38 protein-coding genes are annotated in these 24,025 nt (G+C 64.5%); 12 read left to right on the top strand and 26 right to left on the bottom strand.

Translation table 11 applies throughout. The features are described 5' to 3' along the window. Positions 1–382: 382 nt before the first annotated feature. From EC839_RS01190 to EC839_RS01060, 26 genes are all read right to left on the bottom strand, one after another. Positions 383–1,150, bottom strand: a complete 768-nt coding sequence (locus EC839_RS01190; RefSeq protein WP_132831882.1) for a hypothetical protein — start codon at positions 1,148–1,150, stop codon at positions 383–385. A gap of 1 nt (position 1,151) precedes the next feature. Further along, the gene (locus EC839_RS01185; RefSeq protein ID WP_132831881.1) at positions 1,152–1,352 is read right to left on the bottom strand and encodes a hypothetical protein; all 201 of its coding nucleotides are present in this window, start codon (positions 1,350–1,352) and stop codon (positions 1,152–1,154) included. Next, a complete protein-coding gene (locus EC839_RS01180) occupies positions 1,349–1,816 on the bottom strand; it encodes a hypothetical protein (protein ID WP_132831880.1) in 468 nt (155 codons plus the stop codon). The genes EC839_RS01185 and EC839_RS01180 overlap by 4 nt, the downstream gene beginning before the upstream one ends. A 3-nt stretch (positions 1,817–1,819) precedes the next feature. Continuing rightward, positions 1,820–2,131, bottom strand: coding sequence for a hypothetical protein (locus EC839_RS01175; protein ID WP_132831879.1), 312 nt, complete (start codon positions 2,129–2,131; stop codon positions 1,820–1,822). Between the two features lie 2 nt (positions 2,132–2,133). Then, positions 2,134–2,484: a DUF2190 family protein gene (locus tag EC839_RS01170; protein ID WP_132831878.1), complete on the bottom strand. Its 351-nt coding sequence runs from the start codon at positions 2,482–2,484 to the stop codon at positions 2,134–2,136. 59 nt (positions 2,485–2,543) lie between these two features. Next, entirely contained in the window at positions 2,544–4,547 is a 2,004-nt protein-coding gene (locus EC839_RS01165; RefSeq protein ID WP_256680892.1) for a prohead protease/major capsid protein fusion protein, read from the bottom strand. Beyond that, the gene (locus EC839_RS01160) at positions 4,516–6,045 is read right to left on the bottom strand and encodes a phage portal protein (RefSeq protein ID WP_132831877.1); all 1,530 of its coding nucleotides are present in this window, start codon (positions 6,043–6,045) and stop codon (positions 4,516–4,518) included. The genes EC839_RS01165 and EC839_RS01160 overlap by 32 nt, the downstream gene beginning before the upstream one ends. A 1-nt stretch (position 6,046) precedes the next feature. Then, positions 6,047–6,250: a phage head-tail joining protein gene (locus tag EC839_RS01155; RefSeq protein ID WP_132831876.1), complete on the bottom strand. Its 204-nt coding sequence runs from the start codon at positions 6,248–6,250 to the stop codon at positions 6,047–6,049. Between the two features lie 2 nt (positions 6,251–6,252). Next, positions 6,253–8,217: a phage terminase large subunit family protein gene (locus EC839_RS01150; protein WP_256680891.1), complete on the bottom strand. Its 1,965-nt coding sequence runs from the start codon at positions 8,215–8,217 to the stop codon at positions 6,253–6,255. Beyond that, positions 8,189–8,716, bottom strand: coding sequence for a terminase small subunit (locus EC839_RS01145; protein WP_132831875.1), 528 nt, complete (start codon positions 8,714–8,716; stop codon positions 8,189–8,191). The genes EC839_RS01150 and EC839_RS01145 overlap by 29 nt, the downstream gene beginning before the upstream one ends. A 139-nt stretch (positions 8,717–8,855) precedes the next feature. Further along, on the bottom strand, positions 8,856–9,593 hold the full coding sequence (locus EC839_RS01140) for a hypothetical protein (RefSeq protein ID WP_132831874.1): 738 nt from the start codon (positions 9,591–9,593) through the stop codon (positions 8,856–8,858). Between the two features lie 14 nt (positions 9,594–9,607). Further along, positions 9,608–11,182, bottom strand: a complete 1,575-nt coding sequence (locus EC839_RS01135; protein WP_132831873.1) for a cellulase family glycosylhydrolase — start codon at positions 11,180–11,182, stop codon at positions 9,608–9,610. A gap of 58 nt (positions 11,183–11,240) precedes the next feature. Continuing rightward, complete coding sequence (locus EC839_RS01130; RefSeq protein WP_132831872.1) at positions 11,241–11,492, bottom strand: hypothetical protein; 252 nt, start codon at positions 11,490–11,492, stop codon at positions 11,241–11,243. Continuing rightward, entirely contained in the window at positions 11,489–11,812 is a 324-nt protein-coding gene (locus EC839_RS01125; RefSeq protein WP_007159422.1) for a hypothetical protein, read from the bottom strand. The genes EC839_RS01130 and EC839_RS01125 overlap by 4 nt, the downstream gene beginning before the upstream one ends. Continuing rightward, the gene (locus EC839_RS01120) at positions 11,812–12,210 is read right to left on the bottom strand and encodes a hypothetical protein (RefSeq protein ID WP_132831871.1); all 399 of its coding nucleotides are present in this window, start codon (positions 12,208–12,210) and stop codon (positions 11,812–11,814) included. Before EC839_RS01120 ends, EC839_RS01125 begins: the two co-directional genes overlap by 1 nt. A 13-nt stretch (positions 12,211–12,223) precedes the next feature. Beyond that, positions 12,224–12,778 (bottom strand): hypothetical protein, encoded by a 555-nt coding sequence (locus EC839_RS01115; protein ID WP_132831870.1) that lies wholly within the window; start codon positions 12,776–12,778, stop codon positions 12,224–12,226. A 2-nt stretch (positions 12,779–12,780) separates the two neighbouring features. Then, entirely contained in the window at positions 12,781–13,080 is a 300-nt protein-coding gene (locus EC839_RS01110) for a hypothetical protein (protein ID WP_132831869.1), read from the bottom strand. After that, the gene (locus tag EC839_RS01105) at positions 13,058–13,489 is read right to left on the bottom strand and encodes a hypothetical protein (protein ID WP_132831868.1); all 432 of its coding nucleotides are present in this window, start codon (positions 13,487–13,489) and stop codon (positions 13,058–13,060) included. The genes EC839_RS01110 and EC839_RS01105 overlap by 23 nt, the downstream gene beginning before the upstream one ends. Continuing rightward, complete coding sequence (locus EC839_RS01100; RefSeq protein WP_132831867.1) at positions 13,486–13,923, bottom strand: VRR-NUC domain-containing protein; 438 nt, start codon at positions 13,921–13,923, stop codon at positions 13,486–13,488. Before EC839_RS01100 ends, EC839_RS01105 begins: the two co-directional genes overlap by 4 nt. Before the next feature lie 196 nt (positions 13,924–14,119). Next, a complete protein-coding gene (locus tag EC839_RS01090; protein ID WP_132831865.1) occupies positions 14,120–14,425 on the bottom strand; it encodes a nuclease domain-containing protein in 306 nt (101 codons plus the stop codon). Continuing rightward, complete coding sequence (locus EC839_RS01085) at positions 14,422–14,601, bottom strand: hypothetical protein (protein ID WP_132831864.1); 180 nt, start codon at positions 14,599–14,601, stop codon at positions 14,422–14,424. The genes EC839_RS01090 and EC839_RS01085 overlap by 4 nt, the downstream gene beginning before the upstream one ends. Then, on the bottom strand, positions 14,598–14,840 hold the full coding sequence (locus EC839_RS01080; RefSeq protein ID WP_132831863.1) for a hypothetical protein: 243 nt from the start codon (positions 14,838–14,840) through the stop codon (positions 14,598–14,600). The genes EC839_RS01085 and EC839_RS01080 overlap by 4 nt, the downstream gene beginning before the upstream one ends. A 118-nt stretch (positions 14,841–14,958) precedes the next feature. Then, on the bottom strand, positions 14,959–15,621 hold the full coding sequence (locus EC839_RS01075) for a replication protein P (protein ID WP_132831862.1): 663 nt from the start codon (positions 15,619–15,621) through the stop codon (positions 14,959–14,961). Beyond that, positions 15,621–16,460, bottom strand: a complete 840-nt coding sequence (locus tag EC839_RS01070) for a helix-turn-helix domain-containing protein (protein WP_372237623.1) — start codon at positions 16,458–16,460, stop codon at positions 15,621–15,623. The genes EC839_RS01075 and EC839_RS01070 overlap by 1 nt, the downstream gene beginning before the upstream one ends. Continuing rightward, a complete protein-coding gene (locus EC839_RS01065) occupies positions 16,457–17,155 on the bottom strand; it encodes a phage antirepressor KilAC domain-containing protein (protein WP_132831861.1) in 699 nt (232 codons plus the stop codon). Before EC839_RS01065 ends, EC839_RS01070 begins: the two co-directional genes overlap by 4 nt. Before the next feature lie 150 nt (positions 17,156–17,305). After that, positions 17,306–17,524 carry a Cro/CI family transcriptional regulator gene (locus EC839_RS01060; protein WP_132831860.1) on the bottom strand — a complete coding sequence of 73 codons (219 nt, stop codon included), beginning with the start codon at positions 17,522–17,524 and terminating at the stop codon, positions 17,306–17,308. A gap of 30 nt (positions 17,525–17,554) precedes the next feature. Between EC839_RS01060 and EC839_RS24750 the strand changes: the two genes are divergently transcribed. From EC839_RS24750 to EC839_RS01000, 12 genes are all read left to right on the top strand, one after another. Further along, positions 17,555–18,274, top strand: coding sequence for a S24 family peptidase (locus EC839_RS24750; protein WP_132831859.1), 720 nt, complete (start codon positions 17,555–17,557; stop codon positions 18,272–18,274). 665 nt (positions 18,275–18,939) lie between these two features. Then, positions 18,940–19,239: an ADP-ribosyl-(dinitrogen reductase) hydrolase gene (locus EC839_RS01050; RefSeq protein ID WP_132831858.1), complete on the top strand. Its 300-nt coding sequence runs from the start codon at positions 18,940–18,942 to the stop codon at positions 19,237–19,239. A gap of 12 nt (positions 19,240–19,251) precedes the next feature. Continuing rightward, positions 19,252–19,590, top strand: coding sequence for a hypothetical protein (locus EC839_RS01045; RefSeq protein ID WP_132831857.1), 339 nt, complete (start codon positions 19,252–19,254; stop codon positions 19,588–19,590). A gap of 205 nt (positions 19,591–19,795) precedes the next feature. After that, positions 19,796–20,050 (top strand): DUF1654 domain-containing protein, encoded by a 255-nt coding sequence (locus EC839_RS01040; RefSeq protein ID WP_165904644.1) that lies wholly within the window; start codon positions 19,796–19,798, stop codon positions 20,048–20,050. A 363-nt stretch (positions 20,051–20,413) separates the two neighbouring features. Continuing rightward, positions 20,414–20,746 carry a hypothetical protein gene (locus EC839_RS01035; RefSeq protein ID WP_132831855.1) on the top strand — a complete coding sequence of 111 codons (333 nt, stop codon included), beginning with the start codon at positions 20,414–20,416 and terminating at the stop codon, positions 20,744–20,746. A gap of 61 nt (positions 20,747–20,807) precedes the next feature. Then, on the top strand, positions 20,808–21,032 hold the full coding sequence (locus EC839_RS01030; RefSeq protein ID WP_132831854.1) for a hypothetical protein: 225 nt from the start codon (positions 20,808–20,810) through the stop codon (positions 21,030–21,032). After that, positions 21,029–21,247, top strand: coding sequence for a hypothetical protein (locus EC839_RS01025; RefSeq protein WP_132831853.1), 219 nt, complete (start codon positions 21,029–21,031; stop codon positions 21,245–21,247). The genes EC839_RS01030 and EC839_RS01025 overlap by 4 nt, the downstream gene beginning before the upstream one ends. Positions 21,248–21,294: 47 nt before the next feature. After that, positions 21,295–21,633, top strand: a complete 339-nt coding sequence (locus EC839_RS01020; protein WP_177416661.1) for a response regulator transcription factor — start codon at positions 21,295–21,297, stop codon at positions 21,631–21,633. Further along, complete coding sequence (locus tag EC839_RS01015; protein WP_132831851.1) at positions 21,630–21,890, top strand: hypothetical protein; 261 nt, start codon at positions 21,630–21,632, stop codon at positions 21,888–21,890. The genes EC839_RS01020 and EC839_RS01015 overlap by 4 nt, the downstream gene beginning before the upstream one ends. 376 nt (positions 21,891–22,266) lie before the next feature. After that, the gene (locus tag EC839_RS01010) at positions 22,267–22,470 is read left to right on the top strand and encodes a hypothetical protein (RefSeq protein ID WP_132831850.1); all 204 of its coding nucleotides are present in this window, start codon (positions 22,267–22,269) and stop codon (positions 22,468–22,470) included. Continuing rightward, a complete protein-coding gene (locus EC839_RS01005; RefSeq protein ID WP_132831849.1) occupies positions 22,467–22,697 on the top strand; it encodes a hypothetical protein in 231 nt (76 codons plus the stop codon). Before EC839_RS01010 ends, EC839_RS01005 begins: the two co-directional genes overlap by 4 nt. Before the next feature lie 33 nt (positions 22,698–22,730). Further along, positions 22,731–24,017, top strand: coding sequence for a DNA cytosine methyltransferase (locus EC839_RS01000; RefSeq protein ID WP_132831848.1), 1,287 nt, complete (start codon positions 22,731–22,733; stop codon positions 24,015–24,017). Positions 24,018–24,025: the final 8 nt, after the last annotated feature.

The raw sequence follows: 24,025 nt of genomic DNA, 5'->3' as shown, positions 1-24,025 counted from the left end.
GCCCACTTGACCATGAACTTAACCATGGACCAAAAGCTCATCCTGAAATCGATAACTACGACCTGTTGAACGCCCGCAGGTCTCGCGGAGTGACTATCAGGTTCATTCACAGGAGGACGCGGTACGGCCTCATCCGGTGCAGGAGCCTGGGCCCTTTCCATGCGCTCGATATGCGCGCGAGCTTTGTCTTGATAGACCCCGCACTGCGGGCACTTGGCCGGCGAGCCGAAGGCTTCGGGGCTGTCGGTATGCTTGCAGGAAAGGCATTCCATTCGGGCGATCTCCTCAAAAGGGAACACCCTACGTCGATATGGGCCACATCAAAACCCGGCGCGAGGCCGGGCCCTGATGAAGGGTCGATTTAGTCGTACGAATGCGACCGTCAGACCTCTTTGCGGATCCGGCAGTATTTCGACAGACCTGCGCCGACCTTCGAGGAGTCCAGCAGCACCTTGGCGGTGGTCTCGGCGCCCATGAAGTCCTCGGTGTTGATCCAGTCGAAGCTGGAAGCCGGGTTCAGGCGGACGCGGAAGTAGCGAGCCTCGATGCGCTTCTGGGTGCCGGCGGCGTTCTCGCCCTCGAACAGGAATTCGAAGGTCTTGCCGCTGTTGGTCAGCGCCTGGACGACGTCCACGGTGGCCGAGGTGTAGCTGACCTTTACGCTGTAGGGCGTGGTGCCGGCAGCCTTGATGGCCGCTTCCAGAGCGCCGCCCGGCACAGGCTCGATGCCGCTGCCGGTCATGACCCAGTCGTCGTCTTCCTTGAAGGTGGTCGAGCCGGTGCCGGCCGCCACGCTGGCGATGGTCAGCGGCATCTGCGCCAGGGCGATGGTGCCGTCGACGCCCGCCAGGTGGGTCTCGTCGGTGATGGTCGTCGAGGGCACGCTGGTGGTGTCACCCCAGACCAGGGCGCCCAGCACCCAGGTGTAGAGCTCACGGAAGTTGACCGACAGGCCCACGCTGGTGACGCGCGACACCGAGTCGTACTCGCCGCCCTGCGGGGTGGTGGTGTCGGCCAGGGTGATGTCGTTGGTTTCGACGGTGTGCTGGATGGTCGAGACCAGGCCGCACTTCTGGAACGGCAGGTTGGTGCCGGCCTCGCGAGCCTTCAGCCAGCCGCCGATGACGAACGTCTCTTTCTTCTGCGCCATGTTACTTCTCCTTCGAGACGTCGGCGGTGGGGTTTTCGATCACACCGGCGTCCTTGAGCCAGGCGCGCTGCGCAGCGGTCACCTTGAGGGTGTCGCCGGGCTGCAGCTCTTCGCCTGCATGGGTGTGCGGCTTGATCAGCTTGACTTCGTAGCGGCGCTCTTCGGCTTCGGCCTTGAGTTCCTGGAGTTTGGAGTCGGTCATGGGATGCGGCCCTCGATGACGGTGTGGAGGTAGATGGGGATCAGCACGGCGGCGGCGTTCATGCCATCGCCAGGCGGGTAATGCGTCGGTGCACCGAGGGTGATGCTGGTGATGTGCGGCCGGCCCCAAGGCAGCAGCACGCCAGGAATCGGCGTCAGCGCCTGCAGCAGGTCCAACTCCAGCTCATCCAGCACCGCCTCGTAATCCTCGACCTGGGTGGAGACGGCGCCGACGATGTCGTAGCCGCGCACCAGCTTGATCGCGCCTGGCCCTGGGGTAGGCTGCTGGTCACGGCCTGGCTGGACGACGATCAGGGGGAAAGCGCTGCCCTTTTCCTTCACCAGCTCGTTGAGCCAGCCAGAGCGGACATTGGCGCCCGCCTCGGTGCGGTAGTCGTTTGCAGGCGTGATGGTGCCCAGCCGAGCCAGCAGCGCGTGCCGGATCAGCGTCAGCTTGTTCGCCATGGATCAGGTCTCGGGAGTGGTGATGGCCATGATTTCGTAGCCGTCGTCGCGGACGATGTCGTCGACCCGGTAGCGGGTGCAGCCGATGACGAAGTAGGCCCCGCGGTTCGCGGCCGGAAGATCCTTGACCAGCCAGGTGATGGCGGCCTGGCCGGTCAGAAAGATCCCGTCCGGGCCGTTCTGCTGGAGGTTGCGGTCTACCCGGAGCAGAAGGCCGCGCACCGGCGGCGCTTCGGCTTCCAGGTAGTCGCCCCGGGAGTCGGCAAGACACCGATGCCCGATGGTCTCCATCTGCTCGATGAGCTTGCCGAACATCATCACGCCACCGCGGTGACGGAGGTGCCGTCCAGACGGACGCGGCCCACGGCCGAGGGGTTGGCCGCGACCTCGGTGACCACACCGATGCGGAACAGGCCGGAGGCAGAGACGTTGGTCGCCATGCGGCTGGTGCCGTTCATGTAGACCACGTCGCCGATGGCCCAGGCCTGGGCGCTGATCTTGTCCAGCTCGAAGACGCCGGTGGTCTTGAGCACCACGTCCTTGCCTTCAGCCTCAGTGGTGGCCGCAACGCCAACCAGGCCGCCGACCTTGTACAGATCGCCGGACACGGTGCCGCCGGTGGGGGCCGGCAGGGTGATGCAGTCGCCGGCTTGAATGAAGTTCTTCATGGAGCGTTCCTCTTGGATGCGAAGGGTTCAGCAGGGGCGCCCGCAGGCGCCCTCGCCTATCAGTTGCCGGGGTTCTTGTAGGCGCCGCGGTAGTCGATCCAGGCCGCGCCGAAGACCAGGCGAGCCTTGACCTCCAGGCCGTCCACCTCGAAGCCCTCGCGGGTCTCGGTGAACACGCCCTGCTCACCTTCCAGGTAGGCGTACTCGAAGGTATCGACCAGGCCGGGGGTAGCGATCAGGAACCACTGGTTGCCGGGGATGCGGGCATCGACGATCACGGTCAGCTGGGCGTTGCGCGGGTCGTTGATGTCGCTGTTCTTGGCCGGCACGTACAGCGAGCTGGTGTACTGGTAGGCCTCGAGCTCCTTGTCGGGGCCCACCACCAGGTACTTCGGCTCGACGTTGAGGAACTGGCCGGCCTTGGACTTCTGCTTACGCAGCGCGGCGCGGGCAGCGGCCAAGGTGGTGGCGTTGATCGCGCCGCCGCTGGCCGCCACGTTGCCGTGGGAGGCGTCGAAGAACGGCTTGCCGTCGGTGAAGTTGGCGTTGCCCAGGATGAGGCTCCACACGGCATCGCTCTCTGTCTGCGCAGCAGCGGCGCCAAGCGCGGTGGGGATCCGGGTGAACACGCCCAGGTCGTCGTTGACGATGGCTTCCCAGGTGATGGCGATGATCTTGCCGTACTTGACGACGCGCAGCGGGGCGCCCTCTTCGTCCAGGGTGCCGTACTTGTACTCGCCGTGCTCCTTCACCTTCTCCAGGGCGGCGATGTCGCCCAGGGCAGCGCGGGTCACTTCGCGGAAGTCCGGCACGGTGGTCTGGCGACCCAGGACGCGCCAGGTCTGCGGGGCCAGCTCATAGCCAGCGCGCAGGGTGCGGTTGACGGTGTTGCCCAGCAGCAGCGGGAAATCGCTGGTGGTGTGCATGCCGGCTGCGCGGACCGCCTGGCGATCGCAGCCCAGGGCGGCGCGGGCGACTTCCTGAGCGGTCATCCCGCGAGCGTTACCGCCGGACAGGGTCACGAACTCGCGAGCCATGTCCACCAGGCGCATGCCGCGGAATTCGCGGGCGGCTTCCGGCAACTGGGCGCTGGCATCGCAGCGATGGATCAGCGCGGCCTGCATGGCATCACGCTTGGCATTCAGCACGCCGGTGTCGGTGGTGCTGGTCACGGTGGCCTGGCTGTTGCGGCTCTGGCCTTGCTGGGCCTGCTGACGCTCGGCGACCTTGTCGATCAGGGCAGCGCTGGCATCAGCCACCGACACGCCGCGCTCGATCAGGCCTTCGACTTCGTCATCGCCCAGGCCAACCTTGCGCGCCATCTGGCGGATGGTCAGGCAGCGCTTGCGCTCGTTATCGATCGCTTGCTGCTGCTCGGCTTGGCGTTGCTGCTCGGCCGCGCGCTTCTCTTCTTCGGTCATCACAGGTTCCTCTTGGGTAGTGGCCACGGCGGCCGGTTGCTCGGCAGGCGCTTGGGCCTCCCGGACATTGAATTGGGTTTGGAAACGGGGCCCCTTGTACTCGGCGGGGTTCTCCGCGTTGCGGGTCTTGGCCCCATCGTCGAAGCCGATCGGCACCAGCGATAGCTCCAGGGGCTCCCAGTCCATGGCGCGGTAGGTCGGCAGCTTGTCGTCTTCCGCCTCGATCACCTCGTAGCGATGCACGGCGTAGCCGACGCTGATGTTGCGGAGGATCCCGCTCTTCACGTCGCGGAAGATGGGCTCCACCTCCTCGCGCTCGCTGAAGCGGACCAGGGCCCGGCCTTCGCCGCCCTCGATCCAGGCGCGCTCCACCACGCCCAGGACATCGTCCAGGTCATAGGTGCTGTGGGTGTTGAGCAGTGGCGCGCCGTTGTTCAGCCGCTCAAGGCGGACCGAATCGGGCGACAGGTCCAGCTCCTCCATGTAGCTGCCCACGTCCCAGGCCCAGCGGCGGCCTTTGGCGCCGGTGGTCCATACCAGCTCGACGGTGCGGGCCTCGGTATCAACGGTGCCGGGGCGCACCGCGGCCCGCAGCACCCGCAGCGGGGTCTCATGCGTCTTGGGAGTCAGTGCTTCCGGCATCGGATTTACTCTCGTCGGTTTTGTCGTCGGTGGAATCGGTGCCGGCATCCGCCGGGGTGGCGGCGCCGGCGGTGGCCACGCGGCGCGGATCGCAGTCGAGGATCAGGCCGTGCTTGTCCAGCAGGGCGTTGTTCTTGGCGATCTGCTCGGCGTGGGCGTCGGGATCGGTCACCCCAAGCTCCCGCAGTCCGTCCTGCCAGGTGGTCAGGCCGTTGCGGATGCGTTCCTTAAGGTTCTCGGTCTCTTCGCTCGGGTTCACCATGTCGCGGCGCGGCGGCACCCACTCGGCGCGGGCATCCTCGAGGACGCCGCCCGGCAGCAAGGCCTGGGCCTCCATGAACCAGCGCCACACGCCCTCGCATAGCTGCGGGATCAGCATCCGCCACTGCCACACGTCCACCCGGCGGGCGAAGTGCAGCCAGCCCATGCGGCCGCTGGAGAAGTTGACGCCCTTCAGGTCGCCAGCCAGCAGCTCATAGGGGACACCCAGGCCCACGGCGATCGCGTGCAGGCTCTGCCAGCTGTAGGGCTGGTATCCGTTGAAGGTGGGCGGAGTGCCGAAGCTGACGCTCTCACCCAGGCCCAGCTCCTGCACGATGCCGGGCTCGACGTGATCAATCAGCGGGGACTTGGTATTGCTGGTCGCCTGTTCGCCCTTGGTGACGAACGCCGCGAAGCAAGCCGAGATCTTGGCCTGCTCCATCACGGCGTCTTCCATCTCGTCCAGGCTGCGCATCCGCTGCATCACCGGCGCGAGCCAGGTAAAGCCGCGGGCTTGGCCGGGACGCTTGGGCAGGTACAGGTGGATGACGTCTTCCGCCGGCACCCGCTTTGAGGTCAGGGATCCCCAGGCAGCGTTGGCGCCGGGGTGCTCGTCGAAGAGCCAGTAGGCGACCCGGCGGCCAATGACGTCGAACTCGACGCCTTGAATGACCCGGTTCGCGCCAATCGGCCCATCCTTGCTCTCGTCGAGGAAGTCAGCCTCCAGCATCTGGATCTGCAGGGGGACCGGCAGGCCGTCAGAGCTGAAGCGGCGGCGGCGGCGCAGCAGCACCTCGCCGTCACCCGCGGCGGCTTCCAGCCCCTTGTGCTGCAGGCCGTAGAAGTTCTCCAGCCCATCGGCATCGCAGACAGTGGTCTCAGCCCAGACACGCCAGAGGTCGCCCAGCTTCTTGTTGGCCCGGTCAGAACGGGCCAGGGGCCGCGGTACGATGCCGGCGCCGACCACGTTGTCAGCGATGCCGGTGATGGCCCGCTCGGCGTAGGGGTTGTTCCGGCGCAGGTCGCGCGCACGGTTGCGCAGCTTGGCCAGGGCCGGAGCGTTCTCAGCGTTTGCATCAGTGCCGGTGCTGCGCCAGCCCTCATTGCGGCGCCCACCGGCGGCGCCCTCGAAGCGCCGGGTCAGCATCTCGCGCACGGTGTCGGCGCGGGCTTTCTTCAGGCGCTGCTCAGCGCGCTTCGCGGCCAGGCCGGGAAACCAGTCGTCGATCACACCCATGTCAGTGGCCTTTCCGGAAAGAGGCGTAGCGCCGGCGGTCGTTGGGTACCTGGTTGCCGCCCAGGTCGCGCTCCATGAGCGACAGGATGCGCATCATCTCGTCGAGCGATCGGTAGGTGACGCGCCGGCCGTTGAAGTCCACGGTCAGCGCGCCATTGGCGATCGCCTCCTGCAGCGCCTGGTGCTGTTCGCGGGTGAAGGCCATGGTCATCGGTTCCAGAAGTCAGATTTCTTGCGCGCCCGCTCGCGGGGCTGTTCGGTTGCAGCGGTGTCGCCGCCGGCTTCGGGGGCGGCCACCAGGGCGTTCAGGTCCAAGCCGAAGCGCTGCTGGCTGATACGCAGCGCGGCCAGGGAGTAAACGAAGCAGTCGCCCGCTTCGTTTCGGCGCCCCTTGTTGTCCCACCGGTACTGCTGCACGCCACCGACCAGCTTCAGCACCTTGCTCTCAGCGGTCATCTGCTTGACCTCCGCCTCATCGCAGATGAGGTCGTTTGCTGGCAGGTGAACCACTTGCGGCTGAGAGATGCCGGCCTGGCTCTTCGCCACGTCCAGCGGCAGCCGGAGGCGGCTGTAGATCAGCTCTTTAGCGTTGTCGGTACCGACGGTGGTCAGGTAGACGCCGTGCTTGTTGCGCTTGGTCGGGAAGCTCGCAATCGGCTTGCCGTAGATCGGCGCGCCGATGATGGGGATCATCCAGAGCACGCCGTTCTTCTTGCTGTCGTCGCAGACCTGATCCATGTAGTGGCCGCCGGCGTCCCAGCACCAGCGCTCGACCTTCATCACCAGGCCGTCGGCCCGGGTGAACTGCCGGTGCAGCTCCAGATCTCGCTTGCGGCGCAGCTCTTCGCCGCCCGGGTCGCCCATCAGCACGAAGCGATAGACCAGCCAGCACTCCTCGTTCGGGCCCCAGGCCCAGACGCGGCCCTCGTAACGGTCGTCCTGGGTATCGCCGCCGCCGGTGAGCGCCACGGCTTGCGCCGGTATCTCGCCTTGCCAGACCTCGCGGCGCCCCAGCAGCGTGTCCCATTCCAGCCGCTCGCCCTGGTCTTCCTCCCAGGTTTCGCCCAGGGTGGTGTTGACGAAGGTCTTCAGGTCACTGCGGCTGCCCTTGGCCTGCAGGAAGTCCTGGGCAATGCGGCCCCAGGACACGAAGAAGCTGTAGGCCGTCCAGATGTGAAAGCTCAGCGACTCCGGCGTCGGGATCGGCTGGCCCTCGGCGTCGAAGAAATCGAAGCCATCACGGGTCCAGATGTCGGTCTTCTCGCACACCCAGCGCGCCAGGCGTTGCGCCTCGAGCGCCTCCGGATAGCGGATGATGCAGCCGGTCACCTCGCAGACGTACCAAGCGTCGTCGGGCTTGTCCGGGTCCCATTTGATGCCGAAAGAGCAGTCCTTGCCGCCCCACTTCAGGTACTGCTCGGCGCCACAGTGCGGGCACGGCAGGTGAAAGCGAAACAGATGAGGCGATTTCTGGACGGCACCCTCGATTTGGCAGCCACCTCGGTCGATGGGGCCGCGCAGCTTCGGTGTGCTGCCTCGAATCGACTTCGGGAACGTCGAGCCCTCAATCCGCTTGTCACCCAGGACGAGCGGCGAGCCTTCTTTGTCGATGTCGTGGTCGAAGGCCGCCAATTCGTCGTAGATGACGGTGTCAGCGGAGATCGCCCGGTAGTTTTTGCCCGCAGCGCCTCCGCGGCACCACAGCTGCTTGCCGTGGCTGAATTTCTTGATGTCGAGCGTGTTGTCCCGGTGCTTCTTGCCATGCCAGGGCGCCAGCTCTCGGACGGCGCCGACGTCGCGGATCATCGTCTCGATCTCGGACTTCATGAAGAGATCCGCACTGCCATCGTCAGGCAGAAAGAACGCGATGTGCCGCCGCTTGTGCTCGATCTGGTAGGCCGAGGCCGCCAGCAGCATCTTCGAGTACCCGACCCGGGCCGACTTGATCACGTTGACAACCCGGATCTCGTCGTTCCCCATGGCGTTGAGGATGGCCGCCTGATAGGGCAGCGTCTCCCAGCGACCTTCCTGGTAGGACGACTCGCTGGAGAGGTAGAAGTGATCGTCCGCCCAGGCCACCGGCGTCTGCGGTGCATCGCGGCGCAGAGACAGCAGGCCTGCAGACATCGCCGCCTGGCAGGCCTCAATCTGCGCTGTCGATAAACTCGTCATGCCACTCCGGTAGGCGTTCCGCCGCCTGGGCGATGGTATTGCGCGCCTTGGTCAGCTCTCGGCCAATGGAGTCGAGCTGGCCCGGGGTGAGGTCGGGATGTCGACGGCGCAGCGTCATGACCACCGTGTCGAAGATCGAGCCGGAGGCCGGGATGAATTTGGCGAACGCAAAGGTGATGAAGTCGGCCGGGATCAGCCGCTTCTTGGTCACTTCGTTCTTGAGCTCCTGGGCCTCGGACTGGGCCGCAGTGAGTCGCAGACGCTCTTGCGTCAGCCGGTACTCGATGAGCGGGTCGATGTCGCCCTGCTCGGGGTCCATTTCCGGTTTGACCTGGCTGTTTCCCAGGCCCCGAAGGTGCCGGATGTAGGCCAGCCGGCAGGCTTCGATGTCATACCCGCCTTTTCCCTTAGATCCAGGCAGGACGCCGTCTGTAAGGAGATTGCGCACCTGCCGATCACTGAGATCGAGGTGCTTCGCCACTTCGATCTGAGTTGCCATGAGATGCCCAACCGGAACCGGAAACGGAAGTCCTGGAAAAAGTCCGTGAATAGAGTGAAAACGGGGCTCGAATCACCCCCAATGGGCACTCCCCCGGGAAGGACCCAAGACCCCCACCCTGCGCCATAGTGGTGCGCCTTTATCGGCGGCGGGTGCGCAGGGCCTGGGTCATGGCTTCCTCGAAGTGGAACGCAAGCCGCTCATTGGCCACGCGCTCACCGATGCCGAAGAAGTCCAGGCGCTTGCGATAGGTCGGCTTGTCGACGAAGGCCAGGAAGATGCTCAGGTCCTCGCGCTTGCGACCAGTGCGCCGGGCTATGCCGATGGGCTTGCCCGCCTTGGTCAGCACGAAGAACGACTGAGCGTTACGCTTGGCCAGGCTGCGCTTGCTGTCGGTGGCGTTGGCGTTGTAGCCCGTCTCACCGAAGCCTCGGATGCCCGATAGTGCCTTGGTCAGCTGGCCCCGCTTGATGTTGCCGTATTGATCGAGGTCAGCCCCTGCACCTGGCACCACATACTTGCCGGCGGGCAGGATGCCTCGCGCTCGCAGCATCGCTTCGCTGCGCTTGTCCGGGCGATCACCACCGTAGACCTCAGGTGCTAGCCACTTGGTGGCGGGCGATGACTTGTCCGCCTCGTCCTTGATCCACACCCTGGCCAGTAGCCTGTCCTTGCGAGCAGGGATCAGGCGCAGGCTGTTCAGCGTCCAGTTAGTGGGGCGGTCGAACACCGTGGGCATCTCTGCCTCGATGGCGGCCTTCACGTCCTGCGCGGTGCGAGTGAGCGCGAGCGCTGTAGCGAAGGGGATCTGCCGCTGCTCAAGGTCTGTCAGCTCAGATAGCTGGTCGGTCAGGCCCTCGGCGGTGATCTTGATCATGCTGGCTCACACCTTCAGGACCGTGGCGCCTTCCACTCGGCCATGCGCTCACCGGCGCGAGCCTTGATCAGCTCGCGGGTGGCAGCGTGGCCAGCGTCGTCCAAGTTCATCTTCTCGCCACCCATGGCGCCATCACCGCCGGCAATCCAAAGGGTGACCGGGACGCCGTTGGCCTTTGCTTCATCCAGCGCGCGGACTAGCGCCACACGAGCAGAGTTAGTGGGCGGGATGCCGGTCTCGCCGACGAAGCAGCGCAGGCCCTTGGCAGCAAAGTAGTTGTAGGCAGGACGGAACACCTGGGCCACCTGCTCCACGGGGAAGGCGTTCAGGTTGCCGCTGTTGTACTTGCCGCTCGATCCGCCATCGAGGTCACCGTAGCCGTGCACCTCGGGGATCCAGTTGTTTGCCGGGTCCTTAATGCCTGCAGCGAAGGAGCCACTGACGTTAGGCCAGTTGCGAGCCGAGGCCCACTGGTTGCCGCAGACGAACACCGGCTTATTGGTGACCTTACGGATGATGGGGAACATCACGTTCAGGTCAGCGACTACCTTTGCTTCCATTGCGCTGACCGACATCCCGTCGGCATAAGGCTCATTGCCCGCGCCGTAGCCGAGGATCATCGGCTCATCGAAGGTCTTGGCCATCGAGGCGATGTGCTCGCCCAGGTCAGCAGCACCCCAACCGTTCTCATCAGCGATCAGGACTTGCTCCTGACGTCTCCAGCGGTTGCCCTGCCCTGCGGCTTCATTGGCCGGCAGGAGGAAACCGGTCTGCTTGCGTGCACCGTCGACCAGCATTGTCTGGTTGCGGTACATGCGCCAGTAGTGGTGCGGGTCGAAGATGACCAGCGCCTCGCCGTTCGAGTCCTCGCGGATCCAGGCCAGCACCGTCTTCATCTTGGCGACAAAGGTCGGGTCGAGCTGGCCACCTTTCACCGGCAGGCCGGTCGAGTCGATCAGCGTGGCGCGCTGCAGCGCATAGGGGAAACGTAGCAGCCGGACGCCCAGGTCGCGCACGTAGAGGCGGACATCAGCGCGGCTCGGCCACTTGAAGTGGGTTCCAGCCTCACCTGGCAGCACCTGGTTCGCATTCGAGTGCGCCGCCAGGTTGATGCCGAGGTAAGGGATTTTCTTGAGCACCGCCACGCCGGGCACAGTGATGGGCTCCGGCTCAGCGACCGGAGGCGTGACCACTGGCGTCTCAGGTACTGGCTCAGGCGCGGGCACTGGTGCTGGCTTGGCATAGCGGTCCCGCACAATGGCGGCCTTGCCAATGACCTTGGACGGGTCACCGATGCTCTGGTCGATCACGGCCACTAGGTCGCCGTTGTCGCGGCGGCCGGTGCTGATCACGTTCACCGCCTGGCCGGTAGCCAGCTGGATCACCACCTGGCCCGCCAGGATCAGCGAGCTGTAGGGCAGAATCAGCGTCTTTTCGTAGGCGCCGCGGATCGTCGTGTCCAGCGGCAGGCTACCGACCGGCTTGTCCGGGATCGGCGTTGGAGTCGGGTTCTCTGCAGCAACCAGTTCCGCCAGCTGCTTTTGCGCAGTCGAAAGCGTGTCGCCCAATTCCTTCAGGGTGGCAGTCATGTTGCTCTCCGGTGAGGGTTGGCACCGGAATACACAGCTCGGGCCGAGGTGATGGTTCTTACGGGTAGCCGTGGAGGGGCTCGCGTTGTCCGCCCCATTGCTCAGGCAGCGTGCAGGCCGTTACCTGCAGGCGGTATAGCTTTTCGGGCAACTGCATCGCTCCGGCGTCATAGCCAGGGGCAGCAACCCAGATGGTCTGGAGCGCGTTTCGGCATTCCCACGTCCTGCCGAGATAGCCAAGGCCATTCCCGAACACGAACACCAGAGCGGCGGTCAACAGCAGCTTCGCGGTCTGTTTGAGCCGCCTCACTGCCTGGCTTCCTGGCGCCGCTCAGCAACCCGACGGTCGCGACCGACAATCAGTGATCCGACCCGGTGGAAGATGTAGCCGGCGATGAAGACCGAATGACCCACGACCAGGGCGCTGCCGTCGCTGTTGTTGACCATCTTCCAGGGCTCGGCGTACCAGAGCTGGATGTGGCCGAGCATCAGCAGGACAGTCGAGACCATCAGGAACGCGATCTCGGCATGGTCGTCTTGGCGGAACCTGCCACCCAGGGACAGGAATACGGCGCAGCGGCCGATGACCAGGGCATATGCCACAAGGGCGATTATCGAAACGATGAACATCAGGGGCCTCCGGGGCTGAAGCGCTCCACAGCAGACTTGACCTTGACCTCCAGCACCCCGAGCACCGGGTAAGCGAAGAAGCCCAGCAGCATGATGATGCCGGCCCGGTACTGGTTGGAGACATCGATGAACTCGCCGGCCACCTTGCCCACGAAGAACGCCACCACTAGCTTGCCGACGAAGGTTTTCCAGTCGAATCGCATTGCAGTGGCGCCGGGGTAGAACAGGCTGGCAAGCCCACCCAGCATCCCGAGGAAGCCGACCAGCGCCCAGTCCAGGAGCTTTTCCACTGGCATGGTCCTCTCGGAAATGAAAAAGCCCAGCACGGTGGCTGGGCTTGTGTGCCGCTGCATCTTCATCATTCGCAGGATCGGCAAGATAGGGAAATAATCGGCCAAGTGGCCAATCCTGTCAAGCAACTTCTCGTTCGAACAATTCCTGACCCTCAAGCAGGTGAATTGCAGCAGCAATCGCCAATTCCAGGGCCTCGTTTAGCATCTCGTGGATGTAGCCCCTCCAGCGCCGCATGGTGCGCTCGGAGGTGCCCTGGTTGTTGTCCCAGCGCGCCATGTCGTAGATGTTCTCGCGCAGCACGATGGTGGAACGCTTGCCCTCGACGCCGGCGCGTTGCGGCATGGCCCAGGCCAGGACGGCGTAGGCCTTGAAGTGGTCGTGGGCTGGGGTGGCGATGATCCGGGCAAGGCGCTTGATCGCCGGGGCACGGTCGGCGGGCTCGATGGTGTAGCGCGCGATAAGTGCGTCCCAGTGGCGCTCCTTCAGGTGCTTGCGCAGGAAGGCCCGGTATTCGCAGTCCAGCTCGAAGCGCTCCTGCCGCGACAGGCCGCCGAAGCCACCTCGCCCATCCTGGTCAGCGGCCACCCAGGCGGCGGATGCGGTCTTGCCCTCGCTGCCGGCGAGGAGGATGCGGACCAGGGTGGATACCTTGCTACTGCTGAAACTCTGCATGGTCAGTCTCCGGTGTAGTGCGAGCCGTGCGGGCCGCGGCGGTTGCTCGATTCGTAGGGCTGCTTCCGCTGCAGGGTGGCCAGCTGCTGTTCCAGGTGCAGAAGGCGGTGACTCAGGGTGAAAACCAGATCCTCGGCGGGCATCGCCTGGCCAGTGGTGTAGTCGACCCAGCCGGTACCGGCACAGGTGCTGCACTCCATCTCGTAGAAGACGCCCTTGGTGACGCCGCGCCCGTGACATGTCATGCAGCGCGAAATCGGCTTCACCTTCCGGGTGAGGTCAGGCCCGTGCTGCTTGCGCATTGGCCCTCCGGTCGATCTCCTTCTGGATGTCTTCCATCTCGCCCAAGGCGCGTGACATGTCACGTTGGGCCTTTTGCTCACCTGCCTTGTTGACGCTAGAGCGGTCCTTCCAGATGCGGCCGCCGAGGCGAGAGCCAGGGCGTCGGGCAGACTGGTAGCCACGGCAGGCGTGCGCGGTGCTGGCGGCGTTCGTGTAGAGGGACTGGAGCACCATCCGGCGCCGGCGCAGATCCTCGTCGCTGGTAGTGGCCAGGCGCTGGGCAGCCAGGGCGCTCATCTCGGCTATCACTGCATCGGCGTTGTCAGGCGCTGCCAGACGGGCTTCGTCGTGGTGGCTCAGGAAGACGACCAGCGAGTGGCCGAGGATCTGCCGGGCCAGGCCGGCCAGGTCTTGTGCTGGATGGTTCATGGACGGGCCTCGGTAGCAGGCAGGCGGAGATAGGCGGTCAGGTGCTCGCGTGCGTCGTGCACACCCCGGCAGACGATGGCCAAGTATCCCTGGTCGGTCAGGCGCTGGAGGGCGGCGAGCTGGCTCGGCGATACCGCGGCGTCGTGCGGCGGGGTGGCCTTGAACTCGATGCGCATGCCGAAGTAGCCGCCCCGGGCGATATCGACGTTGATGTCCGGCATCCCGGCGCGCACGCCCTGCCCTTTCAGCTTGCCGGCCGTAGCCTTGTGGCGGTGGCCACCGTTGGGGACGTGGTAGATCGACTTCGCTTCCTTCGGGAAGGCCAGGTCCAGCCAGGTGAAAAGCTGGGTCTGCTCGATGCCTTCCCAGTCGGTGGGCTTCTTGCGGGTGCGGGTCTCGCGCGGGGCGGCCCAAGGCTTGAGGGCGGCGGTCATTGGTATGCGCTCCCAGGCTGTCCAGGCTCGTTACTCCCCGTGCATGCCAGGTCATGGTCAGCCGCGTGAGGGCAGCGCTTGTTCCCGCATATCGGGCACAGGATCATCTTTATTGCCGATAGAGGTATGAAGCCGAACGGAGGGCCTTCGCGGCCAAGGCGATGCTCTTCGATGCAACGATGGCACTCGCACCAATTCATGCGGCCCCCTTGATCGTCATCAGGCCCTGGCTGATCCATATGGCCTGGGTCTCGCCCAGGGCCCGGATGACGTCGCGCTGATCCAGCTCTCCCTGCCGCCGGCCGTCGAGCAGGTCATGGCAGCAGCTGCAGGCGAAGACGGCCATGTTGTCCGGACTCTTCAGGCCCATGCCCTTCTGTCCGCAGGCGATGTGGGCCAGCACCGTGGTCTCGGGGTTGAAGTTGCAGACGCCCGGGATGCGCAGGGTGCATTCCTGGCCGCGGGCGCTGTCTCGGAGCTTCTTGGATTGGGCGCGGCTCACTTCGCCTCCTCCTGCTGGGCGCGCTGGCGCTTGGCCAGACCTTCCAGCTCCTGCTCGCGGAAGTGGATGTAGGCCTCGGTGTGCTGGACCTTGGGGTCCATGCCAGAGCCGCGGTTGAAGCCCTGGTCATAGGCCAGGCGGCGGGCGTCGTCGAGCTCCTCCTGGGTGAACATCATTGCGTCACCCCCGGCGCCGACGGCAGCCGCCAACCGATCTGGGTGACGTAGGGGTGATCACTGGACCGCTCGACAATGCCCTGGCGCTCTAGGCGCTCCAGCATCCGGCGCACCTGGTAGGTCTTCAGGCCCGGGCGACCATCTGCCAGCCAATTCCTGACGACGTAGGTCATCATTCGGCCCTGCTTGCGCAGTAGCTCCACAACTTCAGCCGGATCAATCTGGTATTGGGACTTCATGCTACGTCGGCCTCCGGCCAGATGATGCGAGCGCAGGTCAGGGCCTCGTCGCGGTTGATTTGGGCGCCGACCATTGCGAACGGGGCGCGATTGGGGAGCAGGACCATCCAGCAGGCCTTCACGAGCGGCGGCCCAGCGCGGCGCGCATCTTGGCCAGCTCGGTGTTGACGGTCTCCGGCTTGGCCGGGGTGGACACCTCAGCGGGAAGCGCCTTCGGGATCTCGCGCAGCGTCTGGCCGGCGGCGACCATGCGGCAGGCGATCGAGTAGTTGCGCTCGAACAGCTTCCGGCCGGCGTCTTCGTTCATGCGGAACAGGTTGCTCAGCCCGGACTCGGTGGCGGCGTGGTGCACGGCCGGATGGCTCCAGCGGGCGCCCTGCCCTACGGCTGGGTGCGAATTGCGGGCGGCCTCCTGGAAGGCCTTCTCGGTAGGGGGCAGGCCCAACTGCTCGGCGGTGGGCTGGCACCACTCCACGAATTTGCCGACGCTGGGTGCGAAGTCCTGGCCGCTGGCCCGGCAGGTCATCAGGCCGAAGCGGATCTGCTCCAGCGAGTGGATGCCTGCGGCCATCAGGCCCTTGATCCAGGAGCGCTTGGCGCGCTTCAGGGCTTCGTCGTCCGGCCAGGCCTGCTTCCAGGCAGGGAAGATGGACTTCAGCTCGTTGAACAGCGAATTCACAACCTGGGCGGTGCCCTCGTCGATGCTGGCCGGCTGCTGCTGGACTGCCGGGCGAGCCTGGCTGAAGTCCACATGCTTAACGATCTCGGTGGCGTTGCGCATCACAGATCCTCGTTCAGGTTGTTGGCCCAGCTGGTGTCGTCGTCATTCGGGCCGGCGCCCGGTCCCTGCTGGCGCTTCAGGCGGTTCACCAGCCACTCGGATTTCAGGCCACGCCAGCCCGCGGCCATGGCTTCGGCCAGCGCCTGGTCGGCGGTGATGCCGTGCGGCACCAGCTTGGCCAGCTCGATCAGGGTGGTTTTCCAGATCGTGGCGTTCAGCGGGGCCTTGATGCCGCGGCGGTGGGCCAGGTAGTCCTGGGCGACGTCGGCGGCGATGGCGATGCCGGCGGTGCTGGTCAGGGCCTGCATGTCGGCCAGGCTGAAACCCTTGGCGCGGCTCCGGGGTTGATCAGGGGCGGTCTCGGGATCGTTCGAGCCAGCCTCAACGGATGCGCTCGCCGCGCCCTCGCGGCCTTGCTCTTGGTTCTGTTCTTGGTTCAGTGACGTATTGGGTGCAACGGCTGCACCCCGTTCTGTCGTGGTTTGCACCCCGTGCTGTTGTGAACTGCACCCCGTTTCTTCACCGGGTGCAGCCACTGCACCCCGTTTCAGCTGGAGGTCGTAGACGTTGGTGATGCGGTCTTTCCGGCCGATGTAGGCAGCAGCGATCGCCTGGTTGCCACGAGTGATCAGGCCCATCTCTTCCAGCAGGTCCAGCTTGTACCGAACGGTCCGCTCGGACAGGCCGGTGTCTTCAGCCAGCTGCTCGGCAGAGGGGAAAGCACCACGACCGTCCTGGCCGGCGTAGTTGGCCAGGCACAGCAGCACGTGGCGGGCGGAGGCATCACCCAGGGTGGACTTGGGCATCTGCATGGCCCAGGACATGGCTTGGACGCTCATGCGGCACCTTGAAGCTTGTAGGCAGCCCACTTCCCGGCGATCCACTCGATGCCTTTGGGGGTGAACTTGGCGGCGTTGAAGTTGTGGCCATTGCCGGCTTGACCGGTCTTCACGTGGAAGCGGCCAGCGGCGATGTGCTCGGCGTAGGGGACCCACTCACCACCGAGGCGGTACCAGACCTGGGCGTCTACCAGGAACAGGCGGAATTCGTTCTCGTTGGCGCCGAGCAGCTTGCAGACCTGGCGGAAGCCCTTCAGGCCAGTGCCCTCGACGTAGCGGTCGACGAACTCAGCTTTTGGGGCTGCGATGGCTAGGGCCTGGTTGGCGGCCTGCTGCAGCTCGAACTGTTCTGCCCAGGCGCGCGCGGCGGCAGCGGGGTTGCTGAAGTCCGGGATGACGGCCATGGCCTGGGACTGCTCGAGCTGCTGCCAACGGTCAACAAGGGCGGCAGTGAACTCAGGCGAGAGCTGGGCGACGACAACGAAGCTGTCTCGCTTGCCAATGCGGTATTCGAGCACTACCAGAGGGCCGGGACCGAGATTCGATACTTCCTCAATCTGAGGGAGTCCGATCACGTTGCGCTGCACCAGGGTATCGATGGTGCGCTTGACGTTGTCATGGCGACGATTGACCAGATCCGCTATCTCGCGGCTGCTCATGGTCAGGGTGTTGCCGGTAAGGGTCAGGTCGTTCATACTCGGATCACTCCAGATGTTGTTACTGCTGTATCGAAGCCCGGCTGCCACCGGGCTTTTTCTCGCCTGCGATTCGCGTACTGGACGGAATCACAGCTACTACGGGTGACTGCTGGCGCAATGCCATCCCGTGGATAATGGGCTCCATGGTCAGGACGCCATGGCCTGGAGCTCGGGAATGCCCGGGCACAGGTCGCGAGCCTTGATGGCGCCGCCGGTAGCTACCTCAGCCCGGAGCGCAACCAAAGCAGTGCAGCCGTGCACTCCCCTGACCCAGCCACTGACCGTGCCCTGCTTAACGCCGAGGGCTTTCGCGGTCAGCTCCTGAGAGCCGAAGAACTTAACGAGCCGAACGAAGGGCAATTCCATGGACTGGTACCAAATTAAAGGTATGCCTGTATGATCGTTCAAAGGCATACCTTTTTGCAAGAACAAAGGCAGCCCTTTATCGTTCGCGCCATGGAACTCAAGGACCGCGTAAAGAAGGCCCGTAAGCACGCCTCTCTATCCCAAGTTGAACTGGCAGAGAAGGTTGGAATTTCCCAGGCATCAGTCTCGGAAATAGAGCGAGGGCTTAGCCGAACCAGCAGCCATCTGCTGCGGATCGCGCTCGTCTGCAAGGTGAACCCGGTGTGGCTCTCTGATGGCCGCGGCGAGATGGAAATGCCCATGCAGCAGGACCATGTTGAACAGGTCGAGCTGCAGGCGCCGCAATGGAGGAACGTACCGATCGTGGGAACCGCTCAACTCGGACCCGAGGGGTACTGGCTATCCCTCGGCCCAGGCGACGGCTATGTCTTCGTCCCAACCAATGACCCAGAGGCCTATGCCATTCGCCTGCGCGGTGACTCCATGGCGCCGGCCATTCGCAGCGGCTGGGTTGCCGTGTGCGGCCCAGGCAGCGAGCCGGCCGCCGGCGAGTACGTCCACATCAGGCTCAAGAGTGAGTACGACGATGGTGAGAGCATGGTGAAGGAGTTCCTGTACTGCACCGATGACGCCGTGCACGTCTCCTCAGTCAACTCGGCCTATGGCCGGAAGGCGCTCACCTGGGAGCAGATCGAGATCATCCACGCGGTGACCATGCTGGTACCGCCAAGCCAGGTCAGGGCCTACTGATCTACAGCGTGCCAAGGAGGCTGATATGGCAACGGAACACATCGGGCGCGACCCGTACATGGCTCTTCCGATCATCGACGGGCCGGTGAAGGGCCAGACCTATGCCTGGCCACACAGCTCGTTCCAGATGGGGTCGTCGCCAGGCACTTTGGGCACTGCGCCCGTGCTAACGACGTATCACTTGCACCTAGATCCAGAGATGGGGTGGGTGTGGTCTATCGAAGAGCCTGTGCAGTAGCCAGGAGCATAGCCCAGGCCCTACCTATGAAAGACCCTGACTTCAAGCTGCTCGTCGCATTCGGGATCACCGTAGTCCTGATGACGATTGCACTGGCAGGGATGTTCGCTCTGGTGATGAGCTACCTGGGCAAATGATGGGGCAGCGACGGGCTCATGGACGAGATATCCAGAAAGGAAGCAAAGGTGCTTGGGGCTGTTGCGATCGTAGTGACGATGGGGCTGGCAGGACTGCTTTGCCCGATGCTGCTTGCGGTTGGCGCGCGGTGAAGCTACAGAAAACTTGGCGCCGGTCGATATCTGTATATCTGCACGCTCAGTGACAGCGTTCGCAGCGAAAGGCGCGGCGTAAAAGGATTTTACCAGAAGGTATTGAACCAAAGCATCCCCGCCACTATCATCTGTATATACACAACAGGGAGGTGTTAATGAGTCAGCTCGTACTGTCTGATCGAATGCGCGAAAAGCTGTCGCGACCCGATCATGATGTGACGCTCAAGGAGCTGGAGGAGTGCTTCGAGAACCGCGAAAAGGGGTTCTGCGTCGACTCGCGTGAGGACCACGCAACAAACCCTCAAACGCTGTGGTTCGTCGCAATGACGAACAAGAACAGGCGCTTGAAAATCATGTGCGTCATCGAGAGGGATGGAAGGATTTTCATCAAGTCCGCCTACCCTGCGAATGACAATGTCACACGGATTTACGAACGTTACGCACCTGAAGCATAAGTGGAGGTTGCCGTGAGCAACATCGAAAGCTGGGAAAACGGTGAGTTGGGTTGCACTGAGGAGTACGTTGCTCCTGCGCCGGTAGGAACCAGCGCCGCAGTGGACGACGCCCTTGGCCTGCAGCTTATTTCCATCCGCCTGCAGAAGCAGTTGATCAGCAATCTGAAGGCGATCGCAGAGCACCATGGCATTGGCTATCAGCCGATGATCAGGGACCTGCTCAACCGGTTTGTTGACTCGGAGATGCAGCAGATCCTGGTACAGCGCTTAGCCGAGCTGAAAGAAGAAGAAGCGACGCGCGAGCAGAGCTTTGCACCGGTCAACGATTTCCTTGAGCGTCAGCGCGCCTAAAACCGCTGGCGGTTGTCTCTGAGCCCGGCCCAGCGCCGGGCTTTCTGTTTCTGGTCACCGGGAATTCCCGCCCACCCCACCAAGGCCCGCCACCCTGCGGGCTTTTTTGTGCCTAGTCCTTTTGTGCTACCCATCTCACCTTGCGGATGCCGCCTCGCTGCACTACTGTACATTTAAACAGTATCACAGTAAGGAGGTATCCCTCGTGTCCAAAGCGAAGTCTGTCAGCTCCAAAGTCCTCGTCACCAGCTATGAGCGCCTGGCGCAGCGAGTCAATGCGCAACTGCGGGAGCCGGCCGCGCAGCTGGCCCAGCGCTGCACCGTGAGGCGACTCGATGGTGATTTTGAGGAGGACTGGGAGAAGCTGATCGACGAAGCCCAGGAGACGGGTATGGTCAAGGTCCAGCAGGATGGAGATGACGTTACCTTCAGCTGGAGCCGCCCGGCCGACGACGAGTGATACCCCAGAGCCCGCCGTTGAGCGGGCTTTTCTACGCCTGTAAAAAAATAAAGGCTTGCCTGTTGACTCATAATAAAGGCAGGCCTATATTTCAATCACAGGCAGCGCAAGCCGCCCCGGGTAGCGATCAGGAGACCCAGGGCTTAAAGCCAACCTCTTGAGATGGGACGCCTCCCCCAAGGTGTGCAGCGTAAAGCACCGAAATGGAGAGCCACCGGCATACCAGCGTGGGTGGCTGTTGGGATCTCAGATCCCCCGAACAAGTAGTCGCCCAGCCGGCGGTGGCGCGTAACACCGGCATAGCAGTTTTCCTCGCTGGCCTTGGAGACAGGGCCAGCCGGGAAGACAACCGAGGTAGACGAGATGTCCAGACAGAACGATGTCGAGCACCTGAAGGACCTGATGCAGAAAGGCGAACTGACAGCCGATCAAGCGAACGTCCAAATGGTGAGAAATGAGCGCTTCAAGCTCGTGATAAATGGCCTGCCAGCTCAAGTGCGGAAAGCACTGAACGCCGCAGTGAAGGCCGGCGAGTTGGGCCGGATGGCAAAGGATGGCCACAAGCCTGAATGCTACTTCCATCCGACGTTTCGCTACCTGGCGGTTGCAGCCAGGGCGCAGCGCGAGAATGAAATCCGACGCCTTAGCGGAGCAGCGCTGGTGTGTATGAGCGAAGTCGAAGCCGCTCGTCAATGAGCATCACTGGCTGGCCTTCCCACGAGGGCCAGACCGGATGCCAACCGAACAGGAGGCCGATATGGCCAACGATCTGACAGAGGGCCAACGCAAGGTGCTGTTGGCCGTTGAGGCCTTCATGCACGAGAACCTCTACCCGCCTACCCGGGCGGAGCTGGCCGAGGTGCTAGGCATGTCTTCCCCGAATGGGCCGCAAGAGCACCTGGTGGCCTTGGAGAAGAAAGGCTACGTGAAGCTGATCCCTGGCACTGCCCGAGGCATTCGCCTGCAGAGGACGCAAGAATGACCAACGCCGCCTGGCTGCGCACCAGAATTGAAGAGAGCCCTGACCGGCTCATCGTTCACACCCAACTACTGCCGCTCGCCGAGACCATGGCACAGCAGTGCCGGCGCGAGCTGGCCCAGGCAGAAACCCCCGCTGTCGCGAACATCTACCACCGGATGCTCCGCGACCTCGAAGAACTCCTTAACCAACACCAGTACCACGCCGCCGCGGCGTAAGGATCCTCACCGTGATCGTAGTAGGGCAATGGCAAGGACGCCTGGGCATGGGCCTGGCTCCCCGAGAACTGGAATGCGTGATGGGCCTGGCCAGCGGCCTGACTCACAAGCAGATCGCCCGCGACATGGCGATCGCCCCCATGACCGTCACCAAGCGGGTGAGCAGTGCCATGTTCAAGCTGGGCGTGACGCGCGCCCCGCAGCTGGTGGCCGAGGCGATGAAGCGCCAGATCATCAGCCCGCTCTGCATGGTGCTGGCCGCCCTGGTGGTTGCCCATGCCGCCCTCGATGAAGACCCGATGCGCCGCGACCGCCGCGCACCGGAGCGCCGCACCGCTCAGGTCCGGATGATGCGCCGCGCCGAATCCCCGGAGATCTACGCATGACCACACCGAAGACCGCAGCCGAGCGGAAGGCAGACCAGCGAAAGCGCGAGGCCGAGCGCCTGGCCGCCCTGGGCCACCAGGTGATGACGTTCGAGATGTACCAGCGCACCGCCGAGGCGCTGGACAGGATCTGCGCCGCCGGCGGCTTCGAGCAGCGGGCCGAGGTGCTGACCCTGCTGATCCACCCTGCCGATCAGATCGCCCAGCGTGACATGTCACGTTTCAACGAATTGATCACTCCACCCCGCTCCACCTGATCTAGTCCCGATCTGGCGGGCCGCCCCGGCGGATACCCAGGAGCGCCAGCCGGCGGAGCGCACATCACCGGCAGCCTGGCATTGGTCACCAGCTTCTACCTCCGCCGAGGGCCAGGCCGTATTCCCCACGTCACGGGGACTTCATCGGAGGCGGCACTGCACGGCCGGCGCGCCGTGTTCTGCGCCGAGAACCGTCCTAGCTTTTCGTCTGTGCGAGGCCAGAGCGGTAGTGCCGCCTCCGATGCAGAAGACCGGACGTCGCGCCAGCTGGCAAGCGCCAACAGGAGCTGGCACTGCATCACCGCCGGCCACGGTTCAACCCTGAAGCCGGCACCCATTCCCCCGCGCCGCTCGGCGCCATCCCGAGACCATCATCATGAACACCCTACCTATCATCGGGCGTAGCCCGGCGGCAGTGATTTCGCGTGCCCGCATGCTGGGCTTCGAGTGCTGGCCGTACCGCGCCGAGCGCCGCGCCAACGGCACCTGGGTCCACTACTACCGCAAGGCCGACCAGAAGGTGCCCGCGCGCCGCACGGCGGACAACCTTCTGCGCACTGAAGGGGAGCTCACCGCATGATCCCCGACTTCGTGCACGACATCCGGGCGCGTGAGCCGCAGCGCGCCAGCCTGGGCCAGGCCGTCGAGCAGTACCTGGCCGCTGGCGGCAGCATCGCCACCCTTCCCTACCTGGCACCGCGGGAGCTGGCCCGGGCGCCCGAGTTCAACAGCAGCGCTCCCCGGGTGCGGGGTATCGCTGCTGAGTCCCGATCCAAGAAGCGCGCCCAGGCGGCGAGCAACGCATAGAGCCGTCCACTGGCCGGCCTGAGGAGCTTCACCATGACCGTCACCTATGGATCGGTCTGTAGCGGCATCGAGGCTGCTACGGTCGCCTGGCACCCGCTGGGCATGCGTGCCGCCTGGTACGCCGAGATCGAAGCCTTCCCCAGCGCAGTCCTGGCGCACCGTTATCCGGAGACTGCCAACCTGGGCGACATGACCCGGCTCGCCGCCCTGGTGCTGGCCGGCAAGATCGAGGCGCCGGACGTCTTGGTCGGCGGCACGCCCTGCCAGGCCTTCAGCGTGGCCGGCATGCGCGAAGGCCTGGCCGATCCGCGCGGCGCCCTCACCATCAAATACGTGGAGCTCGCAGATGCAATTGACCATGTTCGAGTCCAGCGCGGACAGCCAGAGAGCGTCGCCGTCTGGGAGAACGTCCCAGGAGTCCTCAGCGACAAGGGCAACGCGTTCGGCTGCTTCCTCGGGGCCTTGGTGGGCGAATCCGAAGAACTCCAGCCGCCAGGGAAAAGGTGGGCGGACGCTGGTTGTGTGTATGGACCCCGGCGAGCAGTCGCGTGGCGGATTCTGGATGCCCAATATTTCGGCCTGGCCCAACGACGCCGCCGTGTGTTCGTTGTGGCGAGTGCTCGAGGTGACTTCGATCCCGCATCGGTACTTTTTGAGCGCGAAGGCCTGCGCCGGGATCATCCGCCGCGCCGAAGCTCGACGCCGGATGTTGCCGGAACAGTTGATGCGAGCTCTGGAGGAGCGGACGAGAATGACGCCAGAAACCAGCGGCTTGTCGTAGCACCGCTCACGACGAACCCATACGGTGACCACGAATCCCGCGAGTCGCTACTGGTGGTTCAAGGTACACAGGATCCCGACGTAAGCCAGGGACTTGCCCATGCGCTAGGCCGGAACCAGGGGCAGGAGAACGCTGTGCTGGCGTTCAGCTGCAAGGATCACGGCGCTGACGCGGGCCATATCGCTCCCACGCTGCGCGCTATGGGGCACGGCGATAGCCATGCCAACGCTGGCGGCCAGGTGGCGGTCTGCGTGACAGGCGATATTGCCCACACCCTCAAGGCCGAAGGATTTGATGCCAGCGAAGACGGCACTGGCCGGGGCCAGCCGATGGTGCCCGGCGAAAGCGGCGTCCGCCGTCTCATCCCGCGCGAATGCGAGCGCCTTCAGGGCTTCCCCGATGACCACACGCTGATCCCCTGGCGCGGCCGGCCAGCTGCCGAATGCCCAGACGGCCCTCGCTACAAGGCGATCGGTAACAGCAAGGCCGTCCCGGTCGTGCACTGGATCGGTCGCCGGCTCCTCGCCGCCCTGCCCTAACCCCTCCC

It is taken from the genome of Pseudomonas sp. JUb52, from assembly GCF_004341115.1.
Lineage (GTDB): Bacteria > Pseudomonadota > Gammaproteobacteria > Pseudomonadales > Pseudomonadaceae > Chryseomonas > Chryseomonas oryzihabitans.
Note: the sequence above shows the minus strand (reverse complement) of the source record. Positions and strands in the feature narration are given on the sequence as shown.